The organism is Phenylobacterium sp., assembly GCF_004799515.1.
Lineage (GTDB): Bacteria > Pseudomonadota > Alphaproteobacteria > Caulobacterales > Caulobacteraceae > Phenylobacterium.
Genome location: NZ_SSMX01000002.1, coordinates 1 through 26,576, shown reverse-complemented (window position 1 = coordinate 26,576; position 26,576 = coordinate 1). Strand labels below are relative to the sequence as shown.

25 protein-coding genes and 1 pseudogene are annotated in these 26,576 nt (G+C 70.1%); 19 read left to right on the top strand and 7 right to left on the bottom strand.

Going from position 1 to position 26,576, the window contains the following annotated elements; all coding sequences use genetic code 11:
- The first annotated feature begins 9 nt into the window (after positions 1–9).
- From E8A49_RS00235 to rpmG, 13 genes and pseudogenes are all read left to right on the top strand, one after another.
- Complete coding sequence (locus E8A49_RS00235) at positions 10–312, top strand: metalloregulator ArsR/SmtB family transcription factor (protein WP_293375039.1); 303 nt, start codon at positions 10–12, stop codon at positions 310–312.
- Positions 313–344: 32 nt separating this feature from the next.
- Positions 345–992 (top strand): annotated as a pseudogene (gene plsY, locus E8A49_RS00230) (glycerol-3-phosphate 1-O-acyltransferase PlsY); the annotation flags it as partial.
- Between the two features lie 77 nt (positions 993–1,069).
- On the top strand, positions 1,070–2,149 hold the full coding sequence (dprA, locus tag E8A49_RS00225) for a DNA-processing protein DprA (protein ID WP_293375036.1): 1,080 nt from the start codon (positions 1,070–1,072) through the stop codon (positions 2,147–2,149).
- 129 nt (positions 2,150–2,278) lie between these two features.
- Entirely contained in the window at positions 2,279–3,355 is a 1,077-nt protein-coding gene (locus E8A49_RS00220) for a helix-turn-helix transcriptional regulator (protein WP_293375033.1), read from the top strand.
- 141 nt (positions 3,356–3,496) lie between these two features.
- A complete protein-coding gene (locus E8A49_RS00215; RefSeq protein ID WP_293375030.1) occupies positions 3,497–4,285 on the top strand; it encodes a PEPxxWA-CTERM sorting domain-containing protein in 789 nt (262 codons plus the stop codon).
- 234 nt (positions 4,286–4,519) lie between these two features.
- Entirely contained in the window at positions 4,520–4,810 is a 291-nt protein-coding gene (locus E8A49_RS00210; RefSeq protein WP_293375027.1) for a hypothetical protein, read from the top strand.
- A 217-nt stretch (positions 4,811–5,027) separates the two neighbouring features.
- Positions 5,028–7,634 (top strand): type I DNA topoisomerase, encoded by a 2,607-nt coding sequence (topA, locus tag E8A49_RS00205; RefSeq protein ID WP_293375024.1) that lies wholly within the window; start codon positions 5,028–5,030, stop codon positions 7,632–7,634.
- 66 nt (positions 7,635–7,700) lie between these two features.
- Positions 7,701–8,501 carry an alpha/beta fold hydrolase gene (locus tag E8A49_RS00200; protein WP_293375021.1) on the top strand — a complete coding sequence of 267 codons (801 nt, stop codon included), beginning with the start codon at positions 7,701–7,703 and terminating at the stop codon, positions 8,499–8,501.
- A gap of 150 nt (positions 8,502–8,651) precedes the next feature.
- Positions 8,652–11,009 (top strand): ribonuclease R, encoded by a 2,358-nt coding sequence (rnr, locus tag E8A49_RS00195; RefSeq protein ID WP_293375018.1) that lies wholly within the window; start codon positions 8,652–8,654, stop codon positions 11,007–11,009.
- Between the two features lie 38 nt (positions 11,010–11,047).
- On the top strand, positions 11,048–11,695 hold the full coding sequence (locus E8A49_RS00190) for a DUF998 domain-containing protein (RefSeq protein ID WP_293375015.1): 648 nt from the start codon (positions 11,048–11,050) through the stop codon (positions 11,693–11,695).
- The gene (locus E8A49_RS00185; RefSeq protein ID WP_293375012.1) at positions 11,688–12,404 is read left to right on the top strand and encodes an NUDIX hydrolase; all 717 of its coding nucleotides are present in this window, start codon (positions 11,688–11,690) and stop codon (positions 12,402–12,404) included. The genes E8A49_RS00190 and E8A49_RS00185 overlap by 8 nt, the downstream gene beginning before the upstream one ends.
- Positions 12,405–12,477: 73 nt before the next feature.
- Entirely contained in the window at positions 12,478–12,843 is a 366-nt protein-coding gene (locus E8A49_RS00180; protein ID WP_293375009.1) for a GFA family protein, read from the top strand.
- 112 nt (positions 12,844–12,955) lie between these two features.
- A complete protein-coding gene (rpmG, locus tag E8A49_RS00175) occupies positions 12,956–13,123 on the top strand; it encodes a 50S ribosomal protein L33 (RefSeq protein ID WP_111458827.1) in 168 nt (55 codons plus the stop codon).
- Between the two features lie 59 nt (positions 13,124–13,182).
- On the opposite strand, the gene E8A49_RS00170 is transcribed toward rpmG, so the two are convergent.
- Both E8A49_RS00170 and E8A49_RS00165 read right to left on the bottom strand, forming a co-directional pair.
- Positions 13,183–14,547, bottom strand: a complete 1,365-nt coding sequence (locus E8A49_RS00170; protein WP_293375006.1) for a PleD family two-component system response regulator — start codon at positions 14,545–14,547, stop codon at positions 13,183–13,185.
- Between the two features lie 10 nt (positions 14,548–14,557).
- Entirely contained in the window at positions 14,558–14,923 is a 366-nt protein-coding gene (locus tag E8A49_RS00165; protein ID WP_293375003.1) for a response regulator, read from the bottom strand.
- Positions 14,924–15,086: 163 nt separating this feature from the next.
- Between E8A49_RS00165 and E8A49_RS00160 the strand changes: the two genes are divergently transcribed.
- Complete coding sequence (locus E8A49_RS00160; protein ID WP_293375000.1) at positions 15,087–15,707, top strand: hypothetical protein; 621 nt, start codon at positions 15,087–15,089, stop codon at positions 15,705–15,707.
- Between the two features lie 40 nt (positions 15,708–15,747).
- On the opposite strand, the gene E8A49_RS00155 is transcribed toward E8A49_RS00160, so the two are convergent.
- Together E8A49_RS00155 and E8A49_RS00150 are read right to left on the bottom strand one after the other, a co-directional pair.
- Entirely contained in the window at positions 15,748–16,911 is a 1,164-nt protein-coding gene (locus tag E8A49_RS00155; RefSeq protein WP_293374997.1) for a cystathionine gamma-synthase, read from the bottom strand.
- 22 nt (positions 16,912–16,933) lie between these two features.
- Positions 16,934–18,349 carry a pyridoxal-phosphate dependent enzyme gene (locus E8A49_RS00150; protein WP_293375309.1) on the bottom strand — a complete coding sequence of 472 codons (1,416 nt, stop codon included), beginning with the start codon at positions 18,347–18,349 and terminating at the stop codon, positions 16,934–16,936.
- Between the two features lie 122 nt (positions 18,350–18,471).
- Between E8A49_RS00150 and E8A49_RS00145 the strand changes: the two genes are divergently transcribed.
- On the top strand, positions 18,472–18,942 hold the full coding sequence (locus E8A49_RS00145) for a hypothetical protein (RefSeq protein WP_293374994.1): 471 nt from the start codon (positions 18,472–18,474) through the stop codon (positions 18,940–18,942).
- Positions 18,943–18,960: 18 nt separating this feature from the next.
- On the opposite strand, the gene E8A49_RS00140 is transcribed toward E8A49_RS00145, so the two are convergent.
- From E8A49_RS00140 to E8A49_RS00130, 3 genes are all read right to left on the bottom strand, one after another.
- A complete protein-coding gene (locus tag E8A49_RS00140) occupies positions 18,961–20,799 on the bottom strand; it encodes a peptidase M61 (protein ID WP_293374991.1) in 1,839 nt (612 codons plus the stop codon).
- A 108-nt stretch (positions 20,800–20,907) separates the two neighbouring features.
- Positions 20,908–22,974, bottom strand: a complete 2,067-nt coding sequence (locus tag E8A49_RS00135) for a M13 family metallopeptidase (protein ID WP_293374988.1) — start codon at positions 22,972–22,974, stop codon at positions 20,908–20,910.
- Between the two features lie 54 nt (positions 22,975–23,028).
- Positions 23,029–23,322, bottom strand: coding sequence for a hypothetical protein (locus E8A49_RS00130; RefSeq protein WP_293374986.1), 294 nt, complete (start codon positions 23,320–23,322; stop codon positions 23,029–23,031).
- A 128-nt stretch (positions 23,323–23,450) separates the two neighbouring features.
- Between E8A49_RS00130 and E8A49_RS00125 the strand changes: the two genes are divergently transcribed.
- The 4 genes from E8A49_RS00125 to E8A49_RS00110 form a co-directional block, all read left to right on the top strand.
- Entirely contained in the window at positions 23,451–24,380 is a 930-nt protein-coding gene (locus tag E8A49_RS00125; protein ID WP_293374983.1) for an ROK family protein, read from the top strand.
- Positions 24,377–25,648 carry a DNA polymerase IV gene (locus E8A49_RS00120; protein ID WP_293374980.1) on the top strand — a complete coding sequence of 424 codons (1,272 nt, stop codon included), beginning with the start codon at positions 24,377–24,379 and terminating at the stop codon, positions 25,646–25,648. Before E8A49_RS00125 ends, E8A49_RS00120 begins: the two co-directional genes overlap by 4 nt.
- 150 nt (positions 25,649–25,798) lie before the next feature.
- Positions 25,799–26,128, top strand: coding sequence for an ATP-dependent Clp protease adapter ClpS (clpS, locus tag E8A49_RS00115; RefSeq protein ID WP_293374977.1), 330 nt, complete (start codon positions 25,799–25,801; stop codon positions 26,126–26,128).
- Between the two features lie 6 nt (positions 26,129–26,134).
- A partial coding sequence (locus E8A49_RS00110) for a Clp protease N-terminal domain-containing protein (protein WP_293374974.1) occupies positions 26,135–26,576 on the top strand: 442 nt, incomplete at its 3' end.

Sequence of the window (26,576 nt, the reverse complement as noted above, 5' to 3'; positions counted from 1 at the left end):
TTTGGCAATATGCCTATCGTCGATGCCCTGAAAGCGCTCGGAAACGACCGGCGCCTCTTGATCCTGGACTGGCTGAAGGACCCGCGGGCCCATTTCCGGCCGCAGGTGGACGGCGACCTGGTGGACGACGGCGTCTGCGGCGTGCTGATCGCCGAGAAGCTGGGGATCAGCCAGCCGACGCTGTCGGAGCACATGCGCGTGCTCACCCAATCCGGGCTGGTCAGCGCCAAGCGCATCAAGCAGTGGACCTTCTACCGCCGCAACGAGGCGGCGATCGCGGCGCTGAAGTCGGCTTTCGCCAGCGAGGTCTAGGCGCTAGGACTCGGGTCAACGAGGGAGCGTCCATGTTCGCAGGCCTGAGCCTCGCCGAGATCGCGGCGGCCGTCATCGGCGGCTATCTGCTGGGCTCGATCCCCTTTGGCGTGATCGTGATGAAGGCCGCAGGCGCCGGCGACCCGCGGGCGATCGGCTCCGGCAACATCGGGGCGACCAATGTGCTGCGGAGCGGCCGGCGGGACCTCGCGGCGCTCACCCTGATCGGCGACGGCGGCAAGGGCGCGGTGGCCGTGCTGATCGCCTGGCTGGCCACGCGCGGGGCCGACGACCAGGCTCAGGCCCTCCTGACTTGCGTGGCGGGCGGCGCGGCCTTCGTGGGGCACCTGTTCCCGGTCTGGCTCGGCTTCAAGGGCGGCAAGGGCGTCGCGACGTTCTTTGGGACCCTGATCGCCGCGGCCTGGCCGGTGGGCCTGCTGGCAGGGGCGACCTGGATCGCCATGGCGGCCCTGTTCCGCTTCTCCTCGCTGGCGGCGCTCGTCGCCGTGGCGCTCGCCGGCGTCTATTCGGCCCTGCTGTTCCACCGGCCCCTCCCCGTGACGATCCTCTCCGCCGGCATGGCGCTCCTGGTCTACGTCCGCCACGAGGCCAACATCCGTCGCTTGTTGAAAGGCGAGGAGCCGCGCATCGGCGGGTCGAAGAAGGACGCGCCGCCCGACCTCGGCCACAACGGGGGTCCGAAGCTCGAGACCCAGGCCGACTATTACGGCGACGACAAGAGCGGCCCGCCGAAAGCATGAGCGGACTGTCGCCGGCCGAACGGCGCGACTGGCTCCGGCTGGCGCGCACCGAGAATGTGGGGCCGGTCACCTTCGACCAGCTGATCCGCCGCTTCGGGACGGCCCGCGGGGCGCTCGCCGCCCTGCCCGACCTCGCCCGGCGCGGCGGACGCAACATCCGGCTGGCCGACGAGGCGGCGATCGACAAGGAGCTGGCGGCCGGCGAACGGCTGGGCGCGCAGCTGATCTGCGCCTGCGAAGCGGCCTTTCCGAGCGCGCTCGCCGCGCTCGATCCGCCGCCGCCGATCCTCTGGGCGCGGGGGCGGCTGGAGATGCTGCACCGGCCGAGCGTGGCCATCGTGGGCGCACGGGTCGCCTCGGCTGCCGGCCAGCGTTTCGCCCGCGGCCTTGCGGCCGACCTGGGCGCCAGCAGCCAGGTGGTGGTCTCCGGCCTGGCGCGCGGCATCGACGGGGCGGCGCACGAGGGCGCCCTGGCCACCGGGACCGTCGCCGTCCTGGGCGGCGGGGTGGACGACATCTATCCGCCGGAACACGCCGACCTCTACCGCCGCATCGTCGAGGCCGGCTGCGTCGTGTCGGAGAGCGAGCCCGGCCGCACCGCCGTGGCCCGCGACTTCCCGCGCCGCAACCGCATCATCTCGGGCCTGTCGCGCGCCGTGGTGGTGGTCGAGGCCGAGCTGCGCTCCGGTTCGCTGATCACCGCGCGCCTGGCCGCCGAGCAGGGCCGCGAGGTGCTGGCCGTGCCGGGCTCGCCGCTCGACCCGCGCGCCAAGGGGACCAACGACCTGATCCGCCAGGGCGCGGCGATCTGCGAGGGCGCCGAGGACGTGCTGCGCGCGCTGGATGGCCTGCGCAATCTGGGCGAGCCCGACCGCACCTGGCCCGGCGCGCCCGCGGCCGAGCCGGACGACGCCCTGCGCGAGGCGGTCGCCGCCCTGCTCTCGCCCACGCCGGTCTCGCGCGACGAACTAGTCCGCGCCACGGGCGCGCCGCCCGCCCAGGTGTTCGCGGCCTTGGTGGAGCTGGCCCTGGCCGGGCGCGCCGAGCTATTGCCCGGCGGCATGGCCGCGGGCTGAGCGTCCAGGCGGTTTTCGCGCCAGAGGTGCTTGGCCTTGACCGGCGCCGGTGAAATGCGCTCGTCATAAAACCCTGTTGGGTTAACACGATCCGCGAGCGGATCGGCAGATCCTGGACCGCCCTGACCCATGCTCGGCGCCGAGGCCATCGACACCTTCTTCCGCGGCGCGACGACGCCCGGCCTGTGGCCGAGCGCGCTCGAGACCATCGCCCGCGACCTGAAGTCCGACGGCGCAACCCTGGTGGACGGCCCCGCCTGGCGCTCGCGCGTGTCGACCTCCACCCAGATCGCCAGCTTCGTCGAAGAGTACTTCAGCCTTGACGTGAACCAGTTCGACAGCCGTGAGGGCCGGGTCAATCCGACGACGGACAATAGCTTCGTCAGCGACTTCGACACCTACACGGCCGAGGAGATCGAGCACGATCCCTACTACGTCGAGTTCCTGCGCCCGCGCGGCTTCGGCTGGCACGCGGTGGCCTGCCTGCGCGGCGGCGATAGCCCGCTGGTGCTCAGCCTCAAGCGGCGGCTGAACCAGGGACCGTTCCAGCGGGCGGAGCTGGCGCGCATGGCCAAGGTCCTGCCCTACCTGCGCGCCGGCGCCCAGGCGGCGCAGATGGCGCTGAGCTTCCGCTCGCAGGATCACCTGGAGGCCCTGCGCCTGGAGGGCCATGGCGGGGTGCTGCTCAACCAGGACGGCCGGGTCCTCGCGATCAACGCCGCCCTGGGACTGGGCGACGGCCTGTCGATCGTCGACGGCCGCCTGCGGGCCGCCTATTCCGCCGAGCAGGGCGCGCTGGACCGGGCGGTGGGCGTCGCGGTCAGCCTGGCGGCGCCGCACGAGCTGCCGGTTCCGGCCCCCGCGGTCCTGCACCGCCCCTCCGGCCGCCGCCCGCTGATCGTGCGGGTCGCGCGCCTGTTCGAAGCGGCGCCGAATCCCATGGCCCTGGCGCGCGCGGTGGTGGGCGTGGTCGACACCGACGTCCAGCCCGTGCCGGCCGCCAGCCTGCTGCGCGACAGCTTCGGCCTGACGCCCAAGGAGGCGGAGCTAACCATGCTGCTGGGCGCCGGGCGGACCCTCAACGAGGCGGCCGACCTCTGCCACATCTCGCTGTCCCATGCGCGGCAGCGGCTGAAGGTGGTCTTCCAGAAGACAGAGACCTCGCGGCAGAGCGAATTGGTCAGCCTGCTGATGCGCCTCGCTTAGCCGTTGATTCCCCTGAGAGTTGAACCTTCGCCGCCACTCCCGGATGGGAGTGTCGGGCCGCCTCGCCGCGACGCCATGATCCCTTAACCAAGGCGCGGGTGGACCCCACGGAGCGCGCCTGGACTTCTGGTGAGGCAAATCATGGCGCGAGTGAAGACGGCAATCCTGGCGACGGCGCTGCTGGCGGGGGCGTTCGCGGCCACCACGGCGGTAGCGGGTCAGACCACGTTCACAGACACAACCTTCAACACGGCGAACTACACCCTGGGTTCGTTCAGCGATCCCAGCGTGACGATCAACAGCTATGGCCAGACCCTGACCGGCGGCGACCCGGGTGCGGCCCTGCAGGGGACGGTGTCCAGCGTCGGCGCCAACGCGCAGGGCGTGCTGCTGACCGCGCTCAACAACACCTTCGTCTACAACCCCTCTACCAGCGGGGCGATCACCTCCCTGAACGCCTCCCTCGACCGTTTCACCACGCCCACCAACGGCGGCGACGCGAGCCTGGTGGGCAGCTACAGCCTGCGGGTCCTGGCCGAGCAGGATGGCCAGCTCTACCAGGCGACCTTCGTCTTCGGCCCGATCAACCAGCCCGGTGGAATCTGGAACGACCTGGTCGAGAACGGCATCACCGCCAGCGACTTCAGCACCCTGGACGCCAGCAACTTCACCGGCGCCGGCGTCACCGGCGGCCTGAACTTCGCCGGCGACGCGATCACCTTCGGCTTCGCCATGCGCGGCTCCGGCGCGGTGGAACCTGACGGTTCGCTCTCGACCTTCGACCAGACCAACGACCTGCGGGCGGACAACTTCGACCTGACGATAAACTCAGGGACCGTGCCCGAACCCGCCAGCTGGGCGCTGATGCTCGTGGGCTTCGGCGCGGCCGGCGCCCTCCTGCGGTCGCGGCGGCGGCCCGCCTTCGGCTGATCTCCGTCGGCTGGGCGCTTCGCGGACGGTCCAGACCCGCGGGAGCCCCGAACCGCCGCGGCCGCAACCTTGCGGCCGCGGCGCGTAGCCGTCCGCCCGACGTCCGCCCCGCCCGCTTATCCGGCGGCATGGTCTCGACCCCATAGCGCCGTAATCTCACCGCACGGCCCGGAAATATTCCCGCCAGGGACAGAGTCTAAGTTGAAGACTCAAAACAGGTCGGAGACCACCTCTATGAAGCTCAGGATCGCTATCACCCTCGCCGCGCTGGCCGTCGCCGGTTCGGCCTTCGCCCAGCCGCCGGCCGGCGGTGGCGGCGCGCCCTCGCCCGAGATGCAGGCCGCCCGCCAGGCGATGATGCAGGCCTGCGCGGCCGACCAGAAGTCGCTGTGCGCGGATAAGCAAGGCCGCGACGCCATGATGTGCCTGCGCGACAACATGGATAAGGCCAGCCAAGGCTGCAAAGACGCCATGGCCAAGATGCGCGCCGCCCGTCAGGGCGCCGGCGGCGGCGGCGGCCACTAGGCCCCACCACGGTTGAAAACGGTTGGGCCGGCGCGGCTTTCAGGCCCGCCGGCCTTTTCGCGCCCGGCGCCCGAAAAAAGGAGCCCCTTTAGGGGGCTCGCCGAATGGCGGCTTCAAGGGCCGTTGACAGGCCCTAGCGGCCCACCCCACTTTCCGCGTCCTTTGGCGCCCCGGCCAAGCTGGGCCGCCGCGCTATGGATGGTCAGACCGCCCCCGCATGAACATCGTCGTCGTCGAAAGCCCCGGCAAAGCCAAGCCCATCAACAAGTACCTGGGCTCGGACTACAAGGTCCTGGCTAGCTACGGCCACGTGCGCGACCTTCCGGCCAAGGACGGTTCGGTCCGCCCGGACGAGGACTTCGACATGAGCTGGGAGGTGGACGCCAAGTCCGCCAAGCGGCTCAGCGACATCGCCGCGGCCGCCAAGGGCGCCGACAAGCTGATCCTGGCCACCGACCCCGACCGCGAGGGCGAGGCCATCTCCTGGCACGTTCTGGAGGTCTTGAAGAAGAAGAAGGTGCTGGCCGGCGTCACGGTCCAGCGGGTCACCTTCAACGCCATCACCAAGACCGCGGTCACCGAGGCCATGAAGGCCCCGCGCGACATCGACATGGAGCTGGTGGACGCCTACCTGGCGCGCCGGGCGCTCGACTATCTGGTGGGCTTCACCCTGTCGCCGGTCCTGTGGCGCAAGCTGCCGGGGTCGCGCTCGGCGGGCCGCGTGCAGTCGGTGGCGCTGCGCCTCGTCGTCGACCGCGAAATCGAAATCGAGAAGTTCCGCACCCAGGAATACTGGACCGTGGAGGCCGACGTGGCGGCCGGCGGCGACCCGTTCCTGGCGCGCCTGACCAAGCACGAGGGCAAGCGGCTCTCCAAGTTCGACCTCGGCAACGAAACGTCCGCTTTCGCCGCCCGCGACGCGGTCAAGGCCGCGACCTTCACGGTCGCCGCGGTGGAGAAGCGCCCGGCCAAGCGTTCGCCGCCGCCGCCCTTCACCACCTCGACCCTGCAGCAGGAAGCCTCGCGCAAGCTCGGCTTCAACGCCCAGCGCACCATGCAGGCCGCCCAGAAGCTCTATGAGGGCATCGACATCGGCGGCGAGACGGTGGGCCTGATCACCTACATGCGGACCGACGGGGTGCAGGTCGCGCCCGAGGCGCTGGACGACGCCCGCGCCACGATCGGCGGGCTCTACGGCAAGGACTATGTGCCGGAAAAGCCGCGCTTCTATTCCACCAAGGCCAAGAACGCCCAGGAGGCGCACGAGGCGATCCGCCCGACTAGCCTGGGCCGCAATCCCGGCAAGCTGCGCCTGGAGCCGGACCTGGGCCGGCTCTACGAGCTGATCTGGAAGCGGATGATCGCCTCGCAGATGGAGAGCGCCCGCATCGAGCGCACCACCATCGACCTGGAGTCCGGAGACGGCCAGACCGCGCTGCGCGCGTCCGGCGACGTCACCCTCTTCGACGGCTATCTGAAGGTCTACGAGGAAGGCCGCGACGACCCGGACGAGGAAGAGGTCGCCAAGCTGCCGCCGGTGGTCCAGGGCGCCGCCGCCAAGATGATCGCCAGCCGCGCCGACCAGCACTTCACCGAGCCGCCGCCGCGCTATTCCGAAGCCAGCCTGGTCAAGAAGATGGAGGAGCTCGGCATCGGGCGGCCCTCCACCTATGCCTCGGTGCTCGGCGTGCTGCGCGACCGGGCCTATGTGCGGATGGAGAAGAACCGTTTCGTGCCCGAGGACAAGGGCCGGCTGGTCACCATCTTCCTGGAGGAGTTCTTCCGCCGCTGGGTGGAGTACGACTTCACCGCCGGCCTGGAGGAACAGCTCGACCTCGTCTCGGACGGCAAGCTCAACTGGAAGGTCCTGCTGCGCAAGTTCTGGGACGACTTCTATCCGAAGACCGAGGAAGTCCTGAAGGTCTCTACGCGCGATGTGCTGGACGCGCTGGATGGGGCGCTGGCGCCCTTCCTCTACCCGCCCAAGGCCGACGGGTCGGATCCCCGAGTGTGCCCGAACTGCGGCGCCGGGCGGCTGGGCCTGAAGACCAGCCGGTTCGGGCCCTTCGTGGGCTGCTCCAACTATCCGGAATGCCGCTTCACGCGGCCGATCGCCGAGAGCGAGGACGGCCACACGCCCTCGGGCGACCGTGAGCTGGGCGTCGATCCCGAGACCGGCATGACGGTCTTCCTGAAGAACGGCCGCTTCGGCGCCTACGTCCAGCTAGGCGAGGGCGAGAAGCCCAAGCGTTCGTCCCTGCCCAAGGGCTGGTCGGCGCCGGACATGGACCTGGAGAAGGGCCTGCGCTTGCTGCGCCTGCCGCGCGAGGTGGGCAATCACCCGGAGGACGGCCAACCGATCCTGGCCGGCATCGGCCGCTTCGGTCCCTTCGTGCTGCACGCCGGCACCTACGCCAACCTGCCCACCGCCGACGAGGTGTTCGAGGTGGGCGTCAACCGCGCCGTGGCCCTGCTGGCCGAGAAGCGGGCGGGCGGACGCGGCGGGCGCGGCGAGGCCGCGGCGCTGAAGGACCTGGGCGCCCACCCGGCCGACGGCGCGCCGGTGAAGGTGCTGTCCGGCCGCTATGGCCCCTACATCAAGCACGGGTCCACCAACGCCAACGTCCCGCGCGGGACCGACCCGCAGGCCGTGACCCTGGAGCAGGCCGTCCTGTTGCTGGCCGAACGCGCGGCCAAACCCTCCGGCGGGGCGAAGAAGAAGCTGGCGCGGGCGGCCAAGGCCAAGGCCGAACCCAGGGCCGCGGCGGCGAAGAAGGCGCCTGCGAAGAAGCCGGCCGCCAAGAAGGCCAAGGAGACGGCCTAGGCCATCCCTTCTACCGAAACTGAAAAGCCTGGGTCCCCGCTTTCGCGGGAATGAGCGGAGGATTTAGTGGCTTACGCGCAGGCCAACGGTATCCGCATCCACTACGAGCGCGCCGGGTCCGGGCCGCCGCTGTTGTTCATCTCCGGCACGGGCGGCGACCTGCGCACCAAGCCCAACGTCTTCGACGGGCCGATCGCCAGGGCCTTCGATCTGCTGGCCTATGACCAGTGCGGTCTGGGACAGTCGGACAAACCCGACACCGACTACAGCATGGCCGACTACGCCGACGACGCTGCGGCCCTGATGGCCGACCAAGGCTGGGACGAGGCCTGCGTCATCGGCGTCTCCTTCGGCGGCATGGTGGCCCAGGAGCTGGCGATCCGGCATCCGGGACGGGTGAAGCGCCTAGTCCTGGCCTGCACCTCGCCGGGCGGGGCCGGCGGGGCGTCCTTTCCGTTCCACGAGATCGAGCACCTGAAGGGCGAGGCGCGCGCGAAGCACATGATCCCGATCAGCGACGTGCGCCGCGACGACGCCTGGGCCGCCGCCAATCCTGAGCAGTACGCCTTCTTCGTCACCCTGGGCTCCGCCGATCCGTATGCAGACGAACCCGGCCACGCGATGGGCGCCCACCGCCAGCTCGTGGCCCGCGCCGCGCATGACACCTGGGACCGCCTGGAGCAGATCGCCTGCCCGACCCTGATCGCCGCCGGCCGCCACGACGGCATCGCCCTGCCCGCGACCCAGGAAAAGATGGCCGGACGTATCCCTGGCGCGAGGCTGCAGTGGTTCGACGGCGGCCACCTGTTCATCATCCAGGACCGCACCGCCGCGCCCGCGATGATCTCGTTTCTGACCGAGGCCTAGCGCCGGGGCCGCCAGCCCCCCATATGGCTGTTGCGCATCGCGGGCCGAAGGGTTCGCGAAGAGCGCCGCCGAACGCCGGCGGCCGGGTGTCGCGCTCCCGCTCAAATCCCACCACAAGAAGAAAGCCGAACGGTGCTAAAGCACCCGCACATGCCTAAACCTAGACAACCGAAATCACCCCGTTTTCCCCAGCGGACGCCCCAGGGGCTTCCCGACAAAGACACCCTCATCAAGCACATCCGCGAGAGCGGCGAGACCAACAAGGCCGAGATCGCCAAGGCCTTCGGCCTGAAGGGCGAGGACCGCCGGGCGCTGCGCCACATGCTCCAAGACCTGGAGACCGAAGGCGCGTTGGGCCGCCGCGGCCGCCGCGGCTTCGCCGAGAGCGGCGCCCTGCCCGAGGTGGGCGTGGTCGACGTGGTCGAGCGCGATCCCGACGGCGACCTGCTGGTCCGCCTGACCAAGGGCGAGGACGCGCCCCTCGTCGTCCTGGCCCCGCCACGCAAGGGCGACGCCGCCGCGCCCGCCCCCGGCCTGGGCGACCGCCTGCTGGTCCGCTTCGCGCCGCTCGAAGGTGGCGGCTATGAGGCCCGCGTCATCAAGGCCCTGGGCGCCGGCGGCCAGCGCATCCTGGGCGTGATCCGCAAGGCCCGGCGCGAGGTCCGCGTCGAGCCCGTCGACCGCCGCTCCAAGGACACCCTGATCCTCACCGACCCCGCCGCCGAGGCCCTGCGCGACGGCGACCTGGTGCTGGCCCAGGCCAGCGGCCGCGAGGTCCGCTATGGCCCGCAGCACGGCAAGCTCTTGGAAGTCATCGGCCGCGAGGACGAGCCGCGCGCCTTCTCCCTCCTGGCGATCCACGCCCACGGCATCCCGACCGGCTTCCCCGCCGCCGCGGAGGCCGAGGCCGCCCAGGCGCAGCCGCCGACCCTGGCCGGCCGCGAGGACCTGCGCGACGTCCCATTCATCACCATCGACCCGGCGGACGCCCGCGACCATGACGACGCGGTCTATGCCCAAACCGACGACGATCCCAAGAACCCCGGCGGCTGGATCGTCTGGGTGGCCATCGCCGACGTGGCGGCCTACGTGCGCCCGAACTCGGCGCTGGACGACATCGCCCGCGAAAAGGCCAACAGCGTCTACTTCCCCGACCGCGTGGAGCCCATGCTGCCGGAGGTGCTGTCCAACGGCCTCTGCTCGCTCCGCGAAGGCGAGAACCGCGCCTGCATGGCCGTGCGCATGGTGTTCGGCGCCGACGGCCGCAAACGGTCCCACAAGTTCGTGCGCGGCCTGATGCGCTCGGCCGCCAAGCTCTCCTACGAGCAGGCCCAGGCCGCCGCCGACGGGACGCCGGACGACAAGACCGGCCCGATCCTGAAAGGCATCATCCAGCCGCTCTACGCCGCCTACGCGGTGCTGAAGAGGGGCCGCGACGCCCGCTCGCCCCTGCACATCGAGAGCGCCGAGCGCCGCATCCTGATCGACCGCGAGGGCGAGGTCGCCGCCATCACGCCCCGCGCCAGCCTGGAAGCCCACAAGCTGATCGAGGAGATGATGATCCAGGCCAACGTCTCGGCCGCCGAGACGCTGGAGGCCAAGAAGACGCCGCTGATCTACCGCATCCACGACACCCCGAGTCCCGAGAAGGTCCAGGCCCTCGTCGACTTCCTTTCGACGCTCGGCATCGCCTGGTCGAAGGGCGAGGCCCCGCGCACCGACCGCTTCAACAAGCTCCTGGACGAGACCCGCGGCGGGCCCAACGCCGACATCGTCAACGAGGTGGTGCTGCGCACCCAGATGCAGGCGGTCTATTCGACGGACAACATCGGCCACTTCGGCCTGAACCTGGCCAAGTACGCCCACTTCACCTCGCCGATCCGCCGCTACGCCGACCTGATCGTCCATCGTGGCCTGGTCAGCGCACTCGGCCTGGGCGCCGATGGCCTCAGCGAGCGCGACATCGCCAAGATGTCGGACACCGCCGAGAGCATCACCTTCGCCGAGCGCCGCGCCATGGCCGCCGAGCGTGACGCGACCGACCGCTATGTGGCCGCCTTCCTGGCCGAGCGCGTGGGCGCCGAGTTCGCCGGCCGGATCACCGGCGTCACCCGCTTCGGCCTGTTCGTCCGCCTGGACGACACCGGCGCCGACGGCCTGGTCCCGATCTCCAAGCTGGGCGGCGAGTACTTCATCCACGACGACCGCACCCACGCCCTGGTGGGCGAGCGCAGCGGGGCGCGCTGGCCGTTGGGCATGAGGGTGGAGGTGAAGCTGACCGAGGCGACGCCGCTGACCGGCGGCCTGCTCTTCGAGATGCTGAGCGAGCCCGCCGCGCCCGACCCGAACGCGCCCCGGCCGCGCCTCGGCATGCGCGCCCGCAGCGACCGCGGCCCGCACGGGCCTCGGAGCGGCGGCGGCGGCTTCAAGGGCCCGCCGCGCCCGGGCCAGCCCGGCCGGCCGAAGAACATCCGCAACGGCCGCAAGAAGGGCGGACCGAAGCGCTAGGATTGGCGCCCGCGCCGCGGCCAAGCTAGGCTCGCCGGATGAAGCGCGACGTCCGCCTGCTGTTCGGCCCACTGACGGCGGTGATCTTCTTGGTCGGCGTCGCCGGCCTGGCGATGACCGTTCCGGGCTACGACAGCGTACGCCAGACGGTCAGCGAGATCGGCGAGGTCGGCTCGCCGGCGCAGGTCCCGTTCTCCGTCATGCTATGGGCCGTCGCGGCGACGGCGATCGTCTTCTGCCTGGGCCTGCGCCGCGCCGCCCTGGACGCCCGCGCCACGCCGTGGCCGGCCTATGTCGCGGCCCTGATGGCGGTCTGCTCGGCCGGCATCGCGGTCTTCGCCTTCCCGCACCCGCTGCACAACCTGTTCGGCCTCTCCGAACTGGTCCCTTACCAGGCGCCGCTGATCCTGGCGCTGACCTGGCGGGGAAGGCCCGCCCTGCGCGGCGGCGTGGCGTTTTCCGCGGTCATGGCGGCCGTCGTCTGGCTGGCGATCCTGCTCAACCTGACCACCCTGCATCGGCACGGCGCGGTCTGGACGGTCATCCACCCGGTCTATGGCCTCGTCCAGCGCGGCCTGTTCGCCAGCTTTTTCGTCTGGTTCGGCGGCCTAGGCTGGATGCTGTGGCGCCGCAAAGCCGCCCTTCCCTCAGCCCCGCGCCCGGTCATACAGTTGTTCGATGAGTAGCGACGCCGCCGAGACCATGACCCGCAAGCCGGAGGGCCCGCCCAGGGTCCCGGGCGCCCGCGCCGTGCGGCCGAAGAACGCCGCCACGGTGATGATCATCCGCCGCGACGCCGCGACGCCCCGCGTGCTGATGGGCAAACGCCACGGCGGCCACAGCTTCATGCCCGACCGCTGGGTGTTCCCCGGCGGGCGCATCGACCGGTCCGACTACCGCGCGCCCTTCGCCACTGACCTCAGGCCCGAGACCGCCGCCCTGTTCGACCGCTACCTGCCAGCCGGGCGCGGGCGGGCGCTGGCCCTGGCGGCGGTTCGCGAGACCTGGGAGGAAACGGGCCTCCTGCTGGCGCTCAAGGCCCCGGAGCGCCCTGCTGTGGGGCCCTGGCGGGACTTCACCGCCCAAGGCGCCCTGCCCGACCTGGCGGCCCTGGAGGTGATCGCCCGGGCCATCACGCCCCCCAGTGTCGGCAAGCGCTTCGACACCTGGTTCCTGCTGGCCGACGCCGATCGCCTGGTCAGCCTGGACCGCCAGCCCGACTGCGGCGAGCTGGAGGAGATCGCCTGGGTCGACTTCGACGAGGCCCAGACCCTGCCGCTGCCCACCGTCACGCGGATGATGCTGAAGGAAGCCGTCCTGCGGATGGACGATCCGCAGCGTCCCAAGCCCTTCATGCGCTTCCGCCAGGGCGCGATGCGGCCGGACCGGCTCTAAGCAAGCCAAGCCCGTTGCTGACAGACAGTTGTCAGCAACCCTGTGTGAAACCGGGCGCCAAGGGAGACACGCCGTGACCATCCAAGGCAGCTGCCATTGCGGCACGACCAAATTCGAATGCGACGCGCCGCCGGAGACGGTGACCCGCTGCACTTGCTCGTTCTGCTCCAAACGTGGCGTACTTTGGGCCTACTACGCGCCGGAGCAGTTCCGGGTGATCGGTCCCGAACAGGACGCCACCTACCGCTGGCAGACTAAGACAGTGGCGCATCACTACTGCGCCACCTGCGGCTGCGGCACCTTCAGCCTGTCGCCGGACTGGTCAACGGGCCAGGCGGACTTCACCAAGCTGAAGGTCGGCGTCAGCGCTCATCTGTTTGACGACTTCGATCTGCGGGCCGTGCCGGTGGTGGTTGTCGACGGGAAGAACGAGTGGTGACGGGGCGTATCGTAGCGCGGCATTGACTTTGCGCTGCGGATTCGTATTTTCCGCGGCTCTTCGAACACCCGCCGTCGGCTAGTCCGTCCGGCCCCGCCCGTAAGGACCAGCCATGGCGAAGCCCGCCTCCATTAAGATCCGCCTGAACTCGTCGGCGGACACCGGCTTCTTCTACGTCACCAAGAAGAACGCCCGCACCAAGACCGACAAGCTGGTCATGAAAAAGTACGACCCCGTCGTGCGCAAGCACGTCGAGTTCCGCGAAGGCAAGATCAAGTAGCCATCGCAAACTTCTGATTTTGCAAGAAGACGCCCGGCGAAAGCTGGGCGTTTTTCGTTTCAGGCCGCGTGGGCGATGACCCGGTTGCGGCCGTGGGTCTTGGCCTCGTACATGGCCTCGTCGGCGCGCTTGATCAGCTTTACCGGGGTGTCGTCGGCGAGGCTGGCGGCCACGCCGATGGAGATGGTGACGGTCAAGAGCTCGGAGCCTTCCATCACCCGGAACGGCGAGCCGGCCACGTGCAGGCGGATGCGCTCGGCGATGCGGTGGGCGTCGGCCAGCTCGGTTTCCGGCATCACCACCACGAATTCCTCGCCGCCGAAGCGGACCGGCAGGTCGATGGCGCGCACGTTGGAGGCCAGGCGCACGGCGAACTCGCGCAGCACCTCGTCGCCCACGGCGTGGCCGAAGCCGTCGTTGACCTTCTTGAAGTGGTCGATATCGATGACCAGCAGGGCCACCGGGTCGCCGCCGCCGACCACCGCGCGGCGCACCAGGGCATCGAGCTGGGTTTCCATGTAGCGGCGGTTGTGCAGGCCGGTGAGCTGGTCGGTGACCGCCAGCTCGAGCGACAGGTCGAGGTTCTCGCGAAGGTAGTCGGTGTAGCGCTTGCGGCGGATCTGGGTCTTCACCCGCGCGGCCATCTCCTGCGGGTCGATGGGGCGCGGCAGGACGTCGTTGACGCCGATCTCCAGCGCCTTCACCAGCCTGGACCGCTCGTCGAAGTCGACGATGGCCAGGATCGGCAGGCTGCGGGTCGCCTCGTCTGAGCGGATCTGGGCGGCGAAGCGCAGGCCGTCAAAGCCCTTGGCCGCGGCGTTGACGATGATCAGGTCCACCGGCCCGCGGGCGGCCAGCATGGCGGTCTCGGGCGAGGTCTCCACCACCGGACGGTGCTCGATGGACAGTTCGGCTGCGATCCGCTCGGCCTGGCGCTCATGGTCGTCGACGATCAGGATGCGCCCGCCCGTCCCACCGAGGCGCGAGGCGACGCCTGCTATGACGCCCATGCGCCGGCCCGAGGCCTCGCGCTGGCGCAGTTCGTCGATCACCGACTTCAGCCGCGTCAGGCTGCGCACCCGGGCGAACAGGAGGACGTCGTCGATGGGCTTGGTCAGGAAGTCGTCGGCGCCGGCTTCCAGCCCCGCCACGCGGTCCGCGCGGCCGTCGAGGGCGGTCAGCAGCACCACCGGGATGTGGCGGGTCTCCAGATCGTCCTTCAGCCGGCGGCAGACGGTGAAGCCGTCCATGCCGGGCATCATGACGTCCAGGAGGACGATGTCGGGCTTCTCGGCGGCGGCCAGGGCGAGCGCGGTCGGCCCGTCCGAGGCGGTCAGCACCTCGTAGTACTCAGCCTCGAGCTTCGCCCGCAGCAGGCGGACATTGGCTTCGATATCGTCGACCACAAGGATACGCGCGGACATCTCTAAGGCCTCAGCCCATCAGACGACGGATGGTGTCGAGGAAATGTACGACTGAAATCGGCTTGGAGATGTAGGCCTCGCAGCCGCCTTCGCGGATCCGCTCCTCGTCGCCCTTCATGGCGAAGGCGGTGACGGCCACGACCGGGATCGCGGCTAGGTCCTCGTCTTCCTTGAGCCATTTGGTGACCTCCAGACCGGAGATCTCCGGCAACTGAATGTCCATAAGGATCAGGTCGGGGCGATGTTCCCTGGCGAGCGCCAAGGCCTGCAACCCCTCGCGGGTCTGCAGGGTCTCATAGCCCTGGGCGTCGAGGAGATCATGAAACAGCTTCATGTTCAGCTCGTTATCCTCGACGATGAGGACCTTCTTCGCCATCTAGGACCTGGTTCTTTCCTTCGTGGACCGCGGTTGCGGACTTCCCCACCCTGGGGGTCTTCATCCCACGGGATATCCTTAAACTTCGTTAGCCCAAGGAGACTTAGTGGCGCAGCCCGGGCAGGTTCCCCCCATCGCCGCGCCCTCCCTGGAGCGCCCCTCTTTGGAGAAATTGGGGCTGTCGCCGGAGCGCCCCTTGGTGATCGTCGACGTGGACGAGGTGCTGGGCCTGTTCATGGCCGGCTTCGGCGCCTTCGTGGCCGAGTGCGGCTACGAGCTGCGGTTCGAACGATTCGCCCTCTTCCAGAACCTCTACCGGCCGGGCGCGCGCGAGCCGGTGGACATCGCGGTGGGGCGCGAGTTGTTCAACGACTTCTTCGCCATCGGCTGCGGCGAGCTGGAGCCGGCGCCGGGCGCGGTCGAGGCCCTGAGGCGGCTGAAACCCCACGCCGAGATCCTGATCCTGTCCAACGCGCCGGCGAGCGCCGAGCGGCTGCGCGGCGACTGGCTGAAGAAGCACGGCCTGCCGCACGCCCTGATCCTCTCCAGCGGGCCGAAAGGGCCGATCACCGCGGCGCTGACCGCCCAAAGCCGCGGCAAGAGCGCCTTCGTCGACGACCTGCTGCCCAACCTCGACTCGGTAGCCGAGCACTCGCCCCGCACCGCGACCTTCCAGCACGTCGCCGACCCGCGACTGCGCCCGCTCGCGCCGCGGTCCGACAAGCACCCGAGGATCGACGACTGGAGGGATCTCGGCGAGGCGATCGCGGCGGCGATTTCCTGATTCCGCTCACTCCCGCCTCCGCAGGGATGGGCGGGAGAAATCAGGCCAGCGCCTGGTCCAAGTCGGCGATCAGGTCGTCGACGTCCTCGACGCCGACCGAGAGGCGCACGAAGGCGTCGGAGATGCCCAGCTCCTCGCGCACGTGCGGCGGGATCGAGGCGTGGGTCATGATCGCCGGGTGCTCGATAAGACTCTCCACGCCGCCCAGGCTCTCAGCGAGGGTGAAGAGTTCGGTGCGCTCTAGGAACCGGCGCGTCCCGTCCAGGTCGCGATCGAGGGTCAAGCTCACCATTCCGCCAAAGCCGTGCATCTGGCGTTTGGCGAGCGCGTGCTGCGGGTGGCTCGCGAGGCCGGGATAGATCACCTGCTTCACCGCCGGGTGCTTTTCGAGGAATTGCGCGATGGCCAGCGCGTTGTCGCAGTGCCGCTGCATGCGCAGCGCCAGCGTCTTGACCCCCCGCAGCGCCAGGAAGCTGTCGAAGGGGCTGGCCACCCCGCCGACGGCGTTCTGCAGGAAGCCCATGCGCTCGGCCACCTCGCCGTCGGCGCCGGCCACCACCACGCCGCCCACGATGTCGGAATGGCCGTTCAGGTATTTGGTGGTCGAGTGCATGACGAGGTCGAAGCCATGCTCCAGGGGCCGCTGCACCCAGGGGCTCGCGAAGGTGTTGTCGGCGGCGATCCAGAGGCCGCGCCGCTTGGCCAGGGCCGCCAGCGCCTCCAGGTCGGCCAGGCGCAGCATGGGGTTGGTGGGTGTCTCGACCCAGATCAGCCGGGTCTTGGGCCCGATGGCGGCTTCGACCGCGGCCACGTCGGCCAGGTCGACGAAGCTGAACTCCAGGCCGGCGGAATAACGGCGCACCTTGTCGAACAGCCGGAAGCTGCCGCCGTAGAGGTCGGACGAGGCGATGACGTGGTCGCCGGCGTTCAGCAGCTCCAGGATGGTTCCGATGGCCGCCAGGCCGCTGGCGAACGCGTAGCCGCGCACGCCGCTTTCCAGGTCAGCGACGGCGCGTTCGAAGGCGAAGCGGGTGGGGTTGTGGCTGCGGGAATATTCGAAGCCCTTGTGCACGCCCGGGCTCTCCTGGGCGTAGGTCGAGGTGGCGTAGATCGGCACCATCACCGCCCCGGTGGTCGGGTCCGGATGCTGGCCGCCATGGATCGCGCGCGTGGCGAAGGCCAGGCGGTTGGAGCGGTCGGTCATGGAGCCTCCGTCGGAGCCGGCGTCAGGCGCGGCGCAGGTGGTTGATCAGGTCGACCCGGGTGATCAGGCCCAGGAATTCGCGGCCCTCGAGCACGATGGCCACCTCGTCGCGTTCGAAGATGGGGATGAGCGCGTCCAGCGGCTCGCCCGCCTGCAGGGTGTTGAGCTTGGCGACCATGGCGGTGGCGACCCGGTCGCTGAAGCGGCCGGGGCCGCGCTCGACGGCGACGAGCAGGTCGCTTTCGTCCAGGAGCCCAATCAGCCGTCCGTCGTCGAGCACGGGCAGCTGGCTGACGTCGGCGGTGCGCATGCGCTTGTAGGCGGTGTCGAGGGTGTCGTCGGGGCCGACGGTCTCGGCGCCGCCCTCCTGGGCGTTGCGGGCCACCAGGTCGCGCAGGGTGCCGGTGATCGCCCGGTCGGTCAGGCCCTGGTCGGCCAGCCAGTGGTCGTTGAAGACCTTGGACAGGTACTTGTTGCCGCTATCGCAGACGAAGGTCGCCACCCGCTTCGGCTCGGTCTGGGCGCGGCAGTAGCGCAGGGCCGCCGCCAGCAGGGTGCCGGAGGACGAGCCCGCCAGGACGCCGGCCTTGGCGAGCAGGTCGCGGGCCGCCTCGACGCTCTCGCGGTCGGTGACGGCGAAAGCGTTGCCCTTCTTCAACAGGGTCAGGTCGCAATTGTCGGGCACGAAATCCTCGCCGATGCCCTCGACGATCCAGGAGCCGGGTTCGACCCGCTCGCCGCGGTTGACCAGGGGCTCCAAGATCGAACCCGCCGGATCGGCCAGCACCATCTCAGTCTTCGGACTCACCTTGCGGAAATAGTGGCCGAGGCCCGTCAGCGTGCCGCCGGAGCCCACGCCCACCACCACCGCGTCTAGGTCGCCGTCGAGCTGCTCGAACAGCTCCGGCCCGGTGGTGGTCTCGTGCGCCCGGGGGTTCGCCGGGTTGGAGAACTGGTTCATGTAGACCGCACCCGGCATGTCGGCGGCCAGACGGTGGGCGATGTCCTGGTAATAGTCCGGGTGGCCCTTGCCGACGTCGGAGCGGGTGATCCGCACGTCGACGCCCAGGCCGCGCAGGTGCTGGATCTTCTCGCGCGCCATCTTGTCGGGCACCACCAGCACCAGCTTGTAGCCTTTGAGGATGCCCACCTGGGCGAGGCCCAGGCCGGTGTTGCCGGCGGTGGCCTCGATGATCACCCCCCCGGGCTTCAGCCGCCCATCGGCCTCCGCCTCTTCGATCATGGTGCGGGCGATGCGGTCCTTGATCGAACCGCCGGGATTAGCGCTCTCCAGCTTGGTGAAGAGCCGGCAGGGGCCGCAGTCGAACGTCCCGGTCAGCTCCAGCACCGGGGTGCGGCCGATCAGGTCGAGGGCCGAGGTCACCGGCTTCGGCGCGGGCGACAGGTTGGCGGGCTGGGCCGGCTCGGCGGCGATCATGGCGGCGACTCCCAAGGATCGGCCCATCACTACTCCACCTGGGCCCAACGCAACATCCTTGCGCGCGGCTGCAACAGCCCGGCGACTATCGCGCACTGCGGCGCAGGTGGTAGGGCACGCCCATGTCCGTCAACATCCGTATCTGGGTCGAAATCGCTCACCAGCCCGCCTATCGCGCCGGCGGCTGGGCCTATGTGCTGGCCGAGGGCGGCGCGCGCTCGGGCGCAGCCGGCGGCGAGCGCAGCGCAGAGGCCGGGCGGATCGCGCTGGCGGGCCTGGCGCAGGCCCTCGCCGCAACCCCGGCCGGCGCCGTGGTCGTGGTGCGCAGCGCAAGCCCCGCTGTGCTGGCCATCCCCAAGCGCCTGGCCGCCGCCGAGACCGAGCCGCCGGAAGAGGACCTCGACCTCTGGGCGCCGCTCACCAAGGCCCTGGCGGCGCGGCAGGTGCGCTTCGCCCCCGACACGGCGCAGCTCCGTACGCCCAGCGCCTTCGCCGCGGCCTGGGCGGACCTGGCCCGGGACAAGGCCAAGACCAAGCCCTTCCGCGCCATCATCCCCAAGGCCAACCTCGACAAGGTCGCCCTGCCCGCCTGAGTCCCATAGGGCGCCGAATCAGGGCGCGGGATCGAGGATCTTGTCGACGAGCGCCACCGCTCCGGGAATGGGCTCCAGGCGCGGGTAGCGGGGCGCCCCCGCCCCGATGACGCTCGCCGTGCGCGCGCGCCCGTCCTGCTCGAAATCCAGCCGCAGCGGGCCGCCGGCGTCGCGTCGCAGGGCCCCGGTCAGGGCCTCGTCACTGTAGGCCGTCCCGTCGACCGCGGTGATACGTGCGCCGATCCCAAGTCCCGCATTGAAAGCCGGCCCCTCCCAGGCGAGCCGGCGCACTACGCCCATCTTGCCCATCTGGACGCCGAGCGAGGTCATGAGGTCCGGGCCGCCCTCCTCCAGCTCGCCCTGGCGGAAGGTTTCGGTGGGGGCGGCCGAATAGGCCAGCCGGTAGCCGCCCCGGCGAACGCCGTCGAGCGCGCGGCCCGCGTCATGGGCGTCCAGCCGTTCGCGGAAGAAGGCGGCCCAGTCCAGCGGCGTGACCGCGTTCAAGGCGGCGCAAACGTCGGCCAGGCCGTAGGTGCGGGCGACCTCGCTGCGGCCGTCGACCGCGAAGAAGCGGCGCGCGAAGTCGTCCAGGCTGCGGCGGCCCGCGGTCCGCTCGAGGATCAAGGTGTCCACGTCGAGCCAAAGGAGGACCCCGTCGCCGTAGTAGTCCTCGCGGCCCTGCCAGTCCGGCCAAGCGGTCCCGTGGCCCGCGTCATAGATCGGGTCGTTGACGCTGTCCGAAAGCGGCTTCCAGCGCCGGCTGGCGCGGGCCTCAGCCCTCGCGGCCACCGCCGCCAGGAGGTCGAGGGTCTCGTTGCGGGTGCGCAGGCCCGACCGGGCGGCCAGCACGATCCCCCAATACTGCGTCTGTCCTTCATAGACCCACAGCAGGTCGTCCCGCGACGGCGTGTTGAAGTCGGGGGTCCACAGGCGCGCGGGGATGCGGAACTTGCCGTTCCAGCTGTGCGCCAATTCGTGCGCCAAGAGGTCGTGTTGCAGCAGATGCTGCTCGGGATGGGTGAGGTACTGCGGGCCGAAATTGTTCTCAGCCGACCGCAGGTGCTCAGTCCCGCCGTCGTCCGGGAGCGCGTCGCTCAACGAAACGAGGGCGTCGTAGCGGGAGAAGTGCGGCGGCCCGAAGACATGCTCCGCCTGATGCGCCAGCCGATCGAGCCGCGACCGCGTGTCCGGCGGCAGGGCCAGATCGCCCGGCGCGTCGGCGACCAGGTCCAGCCGCATGGGCGCGCCGTCCAGGGGCGCCAGCTCAACCCGGCTGAACCAGCGCCCGGCGTAGACCGGCGAGTCGACCAGGGTCTCCAGCGACACCGGGGCGTAGGCTGTGAGGCCGCCCGCCGTCGAGGTCACGTCCAGCGAGGTTCCCGCCTGGAATCCGTCCGGCAGCCGCACCCGGGCCTCGACGGGGATGTCCCGGACGTACCAGCCGGCGGGATAGAGCACGAGGCTCTGCCAGGGCACGGTGACGATGTCGGGCGTCATGGTGAGCGCGCCCGGCCGCGTCGGCGCCAGGAACTGGAAGTCGACCTCGAAGCGGCGGGCCGCGGGCGGCAGATCGAGATGGAAGGCGAAGACATTCACCGGGTCGCGGCGCCAGCGCACCGGCCGACCGTTCGCGGTCACGGTCAGGCCGGCCAGGGCGGCGACGGAGCCGGTGGGCGCGTGGCTCGCCGTCTCCCACTGCGGATAGAACAGGGTGACCGGCCGACCGGCCGCCAGGGTCACGACCTCGTGGACCCGATAGACCTTGTGATCGGTGTCCGTCGCGTCGACCGTCAGCTGCAGGCGGCCCGGAAAGGGACGATCCAACGGCGCAGCCGCCGGCGCCAGGGGGCGCGTCATCTGCGGCCCCGTCCCAACGGCGGCGGTTCCCGACGCCGCCACCGCAGCCGCTGCGATCAAGCTGAACCATTGCATGGCCAGGGCCTCGGCCGGTGCGCGCCTAGGGCTTCACCAGATCCGTACGCGGTCGGCGGGGGCCAGATAAAGCTTCTCGCCGGGCTTCACGCCGAAGGCGGAATACCAGCTGTCCATGTTGCGTGCGGTGTCGGCGCGGAACTCGGCGGGTGCGTGGCCGTCGGTGACCGCCCGCTGGCGGGCGGTGGCCTCGCGGGTCTTGGTGCGCCAGCTCTGCGAGAAGGCGACGAAGAACTGCTGATCGCCGGTGAAGCCCTGCTGGCTCGGCCCCTCCTTCCCGCCGTTGGCCGCGCGGTAGGCGTCGTAGGCCGCGTTGAGGCCGGCGATGTCGGCGATGTTTTCGGAGAGCATCTGCTCCCCGTTCAGGGTGATGTCCGGGAACGGGTGGTACTGGCCGAACTGCATCGCCAGCGCATGGCCCGAGGCCTGGAAGTGCGCCAGGTCCTGCGGAGTCCACCAGTTGCGCAGGCGCCCCTGGCTGTCGAACTGGGCGCCCTGGTCGTCGAAGCTGTGGCTGATCTCGTGGCCGATGGTTGCCCCTGTGGCGCCCAGGTTCATGGCGACCGGGTTCTTCGGATTGAAGTCCGGCGCCTGGAGGATCGCCGCGGGGAAGTTCAGCGCATTGCGCACCGGCAGGTTCACCGCGTTCACCGTCTGCGGCGTCATCGCCCACTCGCCGCGATCCACCGGCTTGCCGAACTTGGCGAGGTTGCGGCGGTATTCGAACAGCTCGGCGCGCTCGGCGTTGCCGAAGGCGTCGCCGGGCGTGATCAGGAGGCTCTTGTAGTCGATCCAGTGGTCCGGATAGCCCACGCCGACCTTCAGGGTGTCGAGCTTCTTCTTGGCCTCGAGTTTGGTGGCCGGCGCCATCCAGTCCAGCTTGTCGATCCGTACACGGAAGGCCGCGATCAGCTTGGCGACCATGGCTTCGATCTGGGCCTTGGATTCCGGCGGGAAGTACTGGGCGACGTAGAGCTTGCCCACCGCCTCGCCCAGCGCGCCATTGGTGGCGTTGACCGCCCGCTTCCAACGCGGCAGCTGCTGCGGCACGCCGCTGAGGGTGCGGCCGTAAAAGGCGAACCGCTCGTCGGCGAAGGCCTTGGGCAGGACGCTGGAGAAGTCGTCGAGCTGGTGGAAGGCCAGGTAGTCCTTCCAAGTCTCCAGCGGTTCGCTGGCCACCAGGGCCGACTCGCCGGTGGTGGCCTTCGGGTGCCAGACGATGAACTGCGGCCGCGCCGTCAGGCCCGCGGCGGCGAAGAAGGCGGCCCAGTCGAGGCCCGGCGCCTTCGCGGCGAAGTCGGCCCGCGCCCAGGGGTTGTTGGCCTTCAGCACGTCCTCGGATTCCGCGCGCGGCGCGTGGACCTTGGCGATCTTCAGCTCCAGGTCGTAGATCCGCTGGGCCTTGGCCTCGGCGTCGGGGATGTTGGCCAGGGTCAGGACCTTGGCGATGTGCGCCCTGTAGGCGGCCCGGTCGGCGGCCATGTGCGGATTGTCCGACAGGTAGTAGTCGCGGTCCGGCATGCCGAGGCCGCCCTGCAGCAGATAGGGCGCGTAGCGGCTCGGGTCGTTCAGGTCCTGCTCGACCCACAGGCCGAACAGGTGGTCGGTCTCGAAGTTGGTGGAGTTGAGCGCGTCCACGTCGGCGCGCAGCTCGTGACCGAGTTCGGCGGCCAGATGCATCTTGTCCTTGATCGCGGCGATGCGGGCGAGCGTCGGCTCGATGGGCTTGAGGCCCAGGCTCTCGATCTTCGCCTCATCGAGGTAGCTGGAATAGTAGTCGCCGATCTTGCGCGCCTCGGTCCCCGGCGCGGCCTTGGCGGCGGTCTGGATCAGGGTCTGGACCCGCGTGGTGGTCAGCTCGACGAGTTCGCCGCCGGTGCCCCAACTGGAGCGGTCGGCGGGGATCTCGGTGCGGGCCATCCAGCCGCCGTTGGCGTAGGCGAAGAAGTCGTCGCCGGGCTTGACCTTGGTGTCCATGCCGGCGGTGTCGATGCCGGCCGGATGGGTGTTCTCCAGGGACGCGGGCGGGGTTTGGGCGGTCGCGGCGGGAACGGCGACGGCGAGCGCGGCGCCGAGCGCGGCGAGGGTCCGGGTTTTCATGGTCCGCAACCTAGCGCCTCGGCCGCCGCTGTCCACGGGCGGCGCCGGGCTCGGTCAGGCCCGGGTCAGGCGGCGATGGTTGGCCTTCACCTTGCGGCGGTAGTGGGCCAGGGTCCGGGCCGTCGCCGACGCCGGCGTCGCGCCGAGCGCGCCGGACAGCGCCATGGCCTGCAGCGAGAGGCCCGCGGCGACCTTCTCGCTGACCATGCGCTCGGTCTCGGCGCCCGCCCGGGCGCCGCCCTGGGCGATGAGGAGGGTACGCAGGCCGATGACGGCGGTGGCCTCGGCCGCCAGGCTCCAGGCGTCGAAGCCGATGCCGATCCAGGGGTTGGCGCGGACGCGGGCCATTCAGAGTCTCCGGGGTTCGGAGGCCCAATCCCTCGCCGAGCCCGCCGTTCCCTACCGCGGACGATGGCCGGATGATAGGTCCGCCCCGCACCGCGCGCGGCGGGAACAAATCAGGTATTAAGCCCAGGATGATCCGGATCGGCGTGGACTTCGGCGGCACCAAGATCGAGGCGGCGGCGCTGGACGCCCACGGCCGCTTCCAGGCCCGCGTGCGCATCCCCTCGCCGGGCAGCTATGAGGCGAGCCTGGAGGCGGTGCGCGACTTGGTGGCCGAGGCTGAGCGGCAGGCCGGGGTTTCCGGCGCCAGCGTCGGCGCGGGCATCCCCGGCTCGCCCTCCCCGGCCAGCGGCCTGATCCGCAACGCCAACACCACCCACCTGAACGGCAAACCGCTGCAGGCCGACCTGGAGCGGGTGTTGGGCCGCCCGGTGCGGCTGGCCAACGACGCCAACTGCTTCGCCCTGTCGGAGGCCACGGACGGCGCGGGCGCAGACAGCCATGTGGTGTTCGGGGTGATCGTCGGCACCGGCTGCGGCGCGGGCGTCACCGTGGGCCGCCAGGTGCTGGCCGGCGGCAACGGCATCGCCGGCGAGTGGGGCCACACACCCCTGCCCTGGGCGCGCCCCGACGAGCTGCCGGGGCCAGGCTGCTTCTGCGGGCGGCTGAACTGCCTGGAGAACTGGATCAGCGGCCCGGGCTTCGTCCGCGCCCATGGGTCTGGAGAAGACGGGTCTCGGGAAGACGGGGCGGGCGAGGACGCCCGGGCCATCGTTGAGGCGGCGCTGGCGGGCGAGCCCAGGTCCGCGGCCTCGCTGGACGACTACGTGGACCGGCTGGCGCGCGGCCTGGCGGTGATCGCCGACATCCTGGACCCCGACGTCATCGTCCTGGGCGGCGGCATGTCCAACGTCGCGCGGCTCTATGACGAGCTCCCGCAAAAGATCGGCGGCTACACCTTCTCCGACGTCTTCATGACCCCGGTCAGGAAGGCGGTCCACGGCGACTCCTCCGGCGTACGCGGGGCGGCCTGGCTCTGGCCGTTGGAGCCCGGGCCGTGAAGGCCTTCTGCCGCGACTGCTTCTGGCGCGGCGAAGCGGCGGTGCGCCGCTGCCCGGACTGCGCCAGCCCGCGCATCGTGGCGCACGAGGATCTGGGAAGCCTCTCCATCGCCCACATGGACTGCGACGCCTTCTACGCCAGCGTCGAGAAGCGCGACCGGCCGGAGCTGCGCGACCAGGCGGTGATCGTCGGCGGCGGCAAGCGCGGGGTGGTGACCACCTGCTGCTACATCGCCCGTATCAAGGGCGTGCGCTCGGCCATGCCGATGTTCAAGGCGCTGAAGCTGTGCCCCGAGGCGGTGGTCCTGAAGCCGGACTTCAGCAAGTACCGGGCGGAGAGCAAGCGCATCCTGGGCATGGCCGCCGAGCTCACGCCCCTCGTCCAAAACCTGTCGCTGGACGAAGCCTGGATGGACCTCTCGGGCACCGAGCGGCTGCACGGCGCGCCGCCGGCCATCACGCTGGCGAAACTGCAGGCGCGGATCGAGGCGGAGACCGGCCTGACGGTCTCCATCGGCCTGGCGATCAACAAGTTCCTGGCCAAGGTCGCCTCCGACCTCGACAAGCCGCGCGGCTTCTCGGTGATCGGCCACGAGGCCCAGGCCTTCCTGGCGCCGAAGCCGGTGGGCATCCTGCCGGGCGTGGGGCCCGCGATGGTGGCGAGCCTGGAGAAGGCCGGCTACCGCACCGTCGGCGACCTGGCCCGCGCCGACATCAAGGCGCTGGCCGAGCGGTTCGGCAGCCACGGCCTTCGCCTGTCGCGCCTGTCGCACGGCCAGGACAGCCGCGCGGTCAACCCTAGCGAGGAGCGCAAGGGGATCAGCGCGGAGACCACCTTCAACGAGGACCTCTCGGCGCTGTCCGACCTGGAGGACGTGCTGGCGCAACTGGCCGAGAAGGTCGCCCGACACGCCCGCGCCGACGGCCTGGCCGGCCGTGTGGTGACCCTGAAGCTGCGCACGCCGGACTTCCGCATCCACACCCGCCGCCGGACGATCCCGGTGCCGACCCAGACGGCCAAGACCCTGTTCGCCGTCGGCCGCGAGCTGCTGGCGCGGGAGGCCGACGGCCGGTCCTTCCGCTTGATCGGCGTGGGTCTGGCCGAACTGATCGAGGCCGAGGCGGTGGAGGACGACTTCTTCGCCGGCGACGAGCGCCGGGCGCTGGCCGGGGAAAAGACCCTCGACGCCATCCGCGCCCGCTTCGGCGCCGACGCGGTGACCTCGGGGCGCATTTTTCAGGCAAGGCGCGGACCGAAAACCTCCTGACAGGCGAAATACAATCGCAGGCGGCGCCGAAACCGCCCCCGCTTGACGGTTTCACTGGCACCCGTGACGATTCGACCCTTCCAAATGGGTTGGGTTTGCATATCTAATTGTCTGGCGGCGATTACGGCGCGTCGCCAGGAGATCGATTGGATGGCCGAGCGTAAAATGGGCGACCAGGACACCGGCGTTCGGTCGGCGGTGGTCACCCAAACCAAGCCCAAGACGCAAAAGCCCTCGATGTATCGGGTGCTGATCTTGAATGACGACTACACGCCAATGGAGTTCGTCGTTTATGTGCTTGAGCAGTTCTTCAACAAGTCGCGCGAAGACGCGACTCGCATAATGCTCCACGTCCATCAACACGGCGTGGGGGTCTGTGGGGTGTTCACCTACGAGGTGGCGGAAACAAAAGTGGCCCAGGTCGTTGATACGGCGCGGCGGCATCAGCACCCGCTGCAGTGCACCATGGAAAAGGACTAGAGGCCTTTGCCTTCATTTTCGCGCCCACTCGAGGAGTCCCTTCATCGCGCAGTGGCCTATGCCAACCAGCGCAAGCATGAATACGCGACGCTCGAGCATCTTCTCCTGTCCCTCGTCGACGACGAGGACGCCGCCGGCGTGATGCGCGCCTGTGACGTGGACCTTGGCGCGCTTCGAACCACGCTCACCAACTACGTGGACACCGAACTGCGCTCGCTCGTCGTCGACGACGGCGAGGACGCCAAGCCCACCGCCGGCTTCCAGCGCGTGATCCAACGCGCGGTCATCCACGTGCAATCCTCCGGCCGCGAAGAGGTCACCGGCGCCAATGTGCTGGTGGCGATCTTCTCCGAGCGCGAGAGCCACGCCGCCTACTTCCTGCAAGAGCAGGACATGACCCGCTACGACGCGGTCAACTACATCGCCCACGGCATCGCCAAGAAGGCCG

Bases quoted from the DNA above. Each gene is read 5' to 3' on its own strand.
- E8A49_RS00235 (WP_293375039.1), top strand. From the start codon at position 10: ATGCCTATCGTCGATGCCCTGAAAGCGCTCGGAAACGACCGGCGCCTC.
- dprA (WP_293375036.1), top strand. From the start codon at position 1,070: ATGAGCGGACTGTCGCCGGCCGAACGGCGCGACTGGCTCCGGCTGGCG.
- E8A49_RS00220 (WP_293375033.1), top strand. From the start codon at position 2,279: ATGCTCGGCGCCGAGGCCATCGACACCTTCTTCCGCGGCGCGACGACG.
- E8A49_RS00215 (WP_293375030.1), top strand. From the start codon at position 3,497: ATGGCGCGAGTGAAGACGGCAATCCTGGCGACGGCGCTGCTGGCGGGG.
- E8A49_RS00210 (WP_293375027.1), top strand. From the start codon at position 4,520: ATGAAGCTCAGGATCGCTATCACCCTCGCCGCGCTGGCCGTCGCCGGT.
- topA (WP_293375024.1), top strand. From the start codon at position 5,028: ATGAACATCGTCGTCGTCGAAAGCCCCGGCAAAGCCAAGCCCATCAAC.
- rnr (WP_293375018.1), top strand. From the start codon at position 8,652: ATGCCTAAACCTAGACAACCGAAATCACCCCGTTTTCCCCAGCGGACG.
- E8A49_RS00190 (WP_293375015.1), top strand. From the start codon at position 11,048: ATGAAGCGCGACGTCCGCCTGCTGTTCGGCCCACTGACGGCGGTGATC.
- E8A49_RS00185 (WP_293375012.1), top strand. From the start codon at position 11,688: ATGAGTAGCGACGCCGCCGAGACCATGACCCGCAAGCCGGAGGGCCCG.
- rpmG (WP_111458827.1), top strand. From the start codon at position 12,956: ATGGCGAAGCCCGCCTCCATTAAGATCCGCCTGAACTCGTCGGCGGAC.
- E8A49_RS00170 (WP_293375006.1), bottom strand. From the start codon at position 14,547: ATGTCCGCGCGTATCCTTGTGGTCGACGATATCGAAGCCAATGTCCGC.
- E8A49_RS00165 (WP_293375003.1), bottom strand. From the start codon at position 14,923: ATGGCGAAGAAGGTCCTCATCGTCGAGGATAACGAGCTGAACATGAAG.
- E8A49_RS00155 (WP_293374997.1), bottom strand. From the start codon at position 16,911: ATGACCGACCGCTCCAACCGCCTGGCCTTCGCCACGCGCGCGATCCAT.
- E8A49_RS00150 (WP_293375309.1), bottom strand. From the start codon at position 18,349: ATGATCGCCGCCGAGCCGGCCCAGCCCGCCAACCTGTCGCCCGCGCCG.
- E8A49_RS00145 (WP_293374994.1), top strand. From the start codon at position 18,472: ATGTCCGTCAACATCCGTATCTGGGTCGAAATCGCTCACCAGCCCGCC.
- E8A49_RS00140 (WP_293374991.1), bottom strand. From the start codon at position 20,799: ATGACGCGCCCCCTGGCGCCGGCGGCTGCGCCGTTGGATCGTCCCTTT.
- E8A49_RS00135 (WP_293374988.1), bottom strand. From the start codon at position 22,974: ATGAAAACCCGGACCCTCGCCGCGCTCGGCGCCGCGCTCGCCGTCGCC.
- E8A49_RS00130 (WP_293374986.1), bottom strand. From the start codon at position 23,322: ATGGCCCGCGTCCGCGCCAACCCCTGGATCGGCATCGGCTTCGACGCC.
- E8A49_RS00125 (WP_293374983.1), top strand. From the start codon at position 23,451: ATGATCCGGATCGGCGTGGACTTCGGCGGCACCAAGATCGAGGCGGCG.
- clpS (WP_293374977.1), top strand. From the start codon at position 25,799: ATGGCCGAGCGTAAAATGGGCGACCAGGACACCGGCGTTCGGTCGGCG.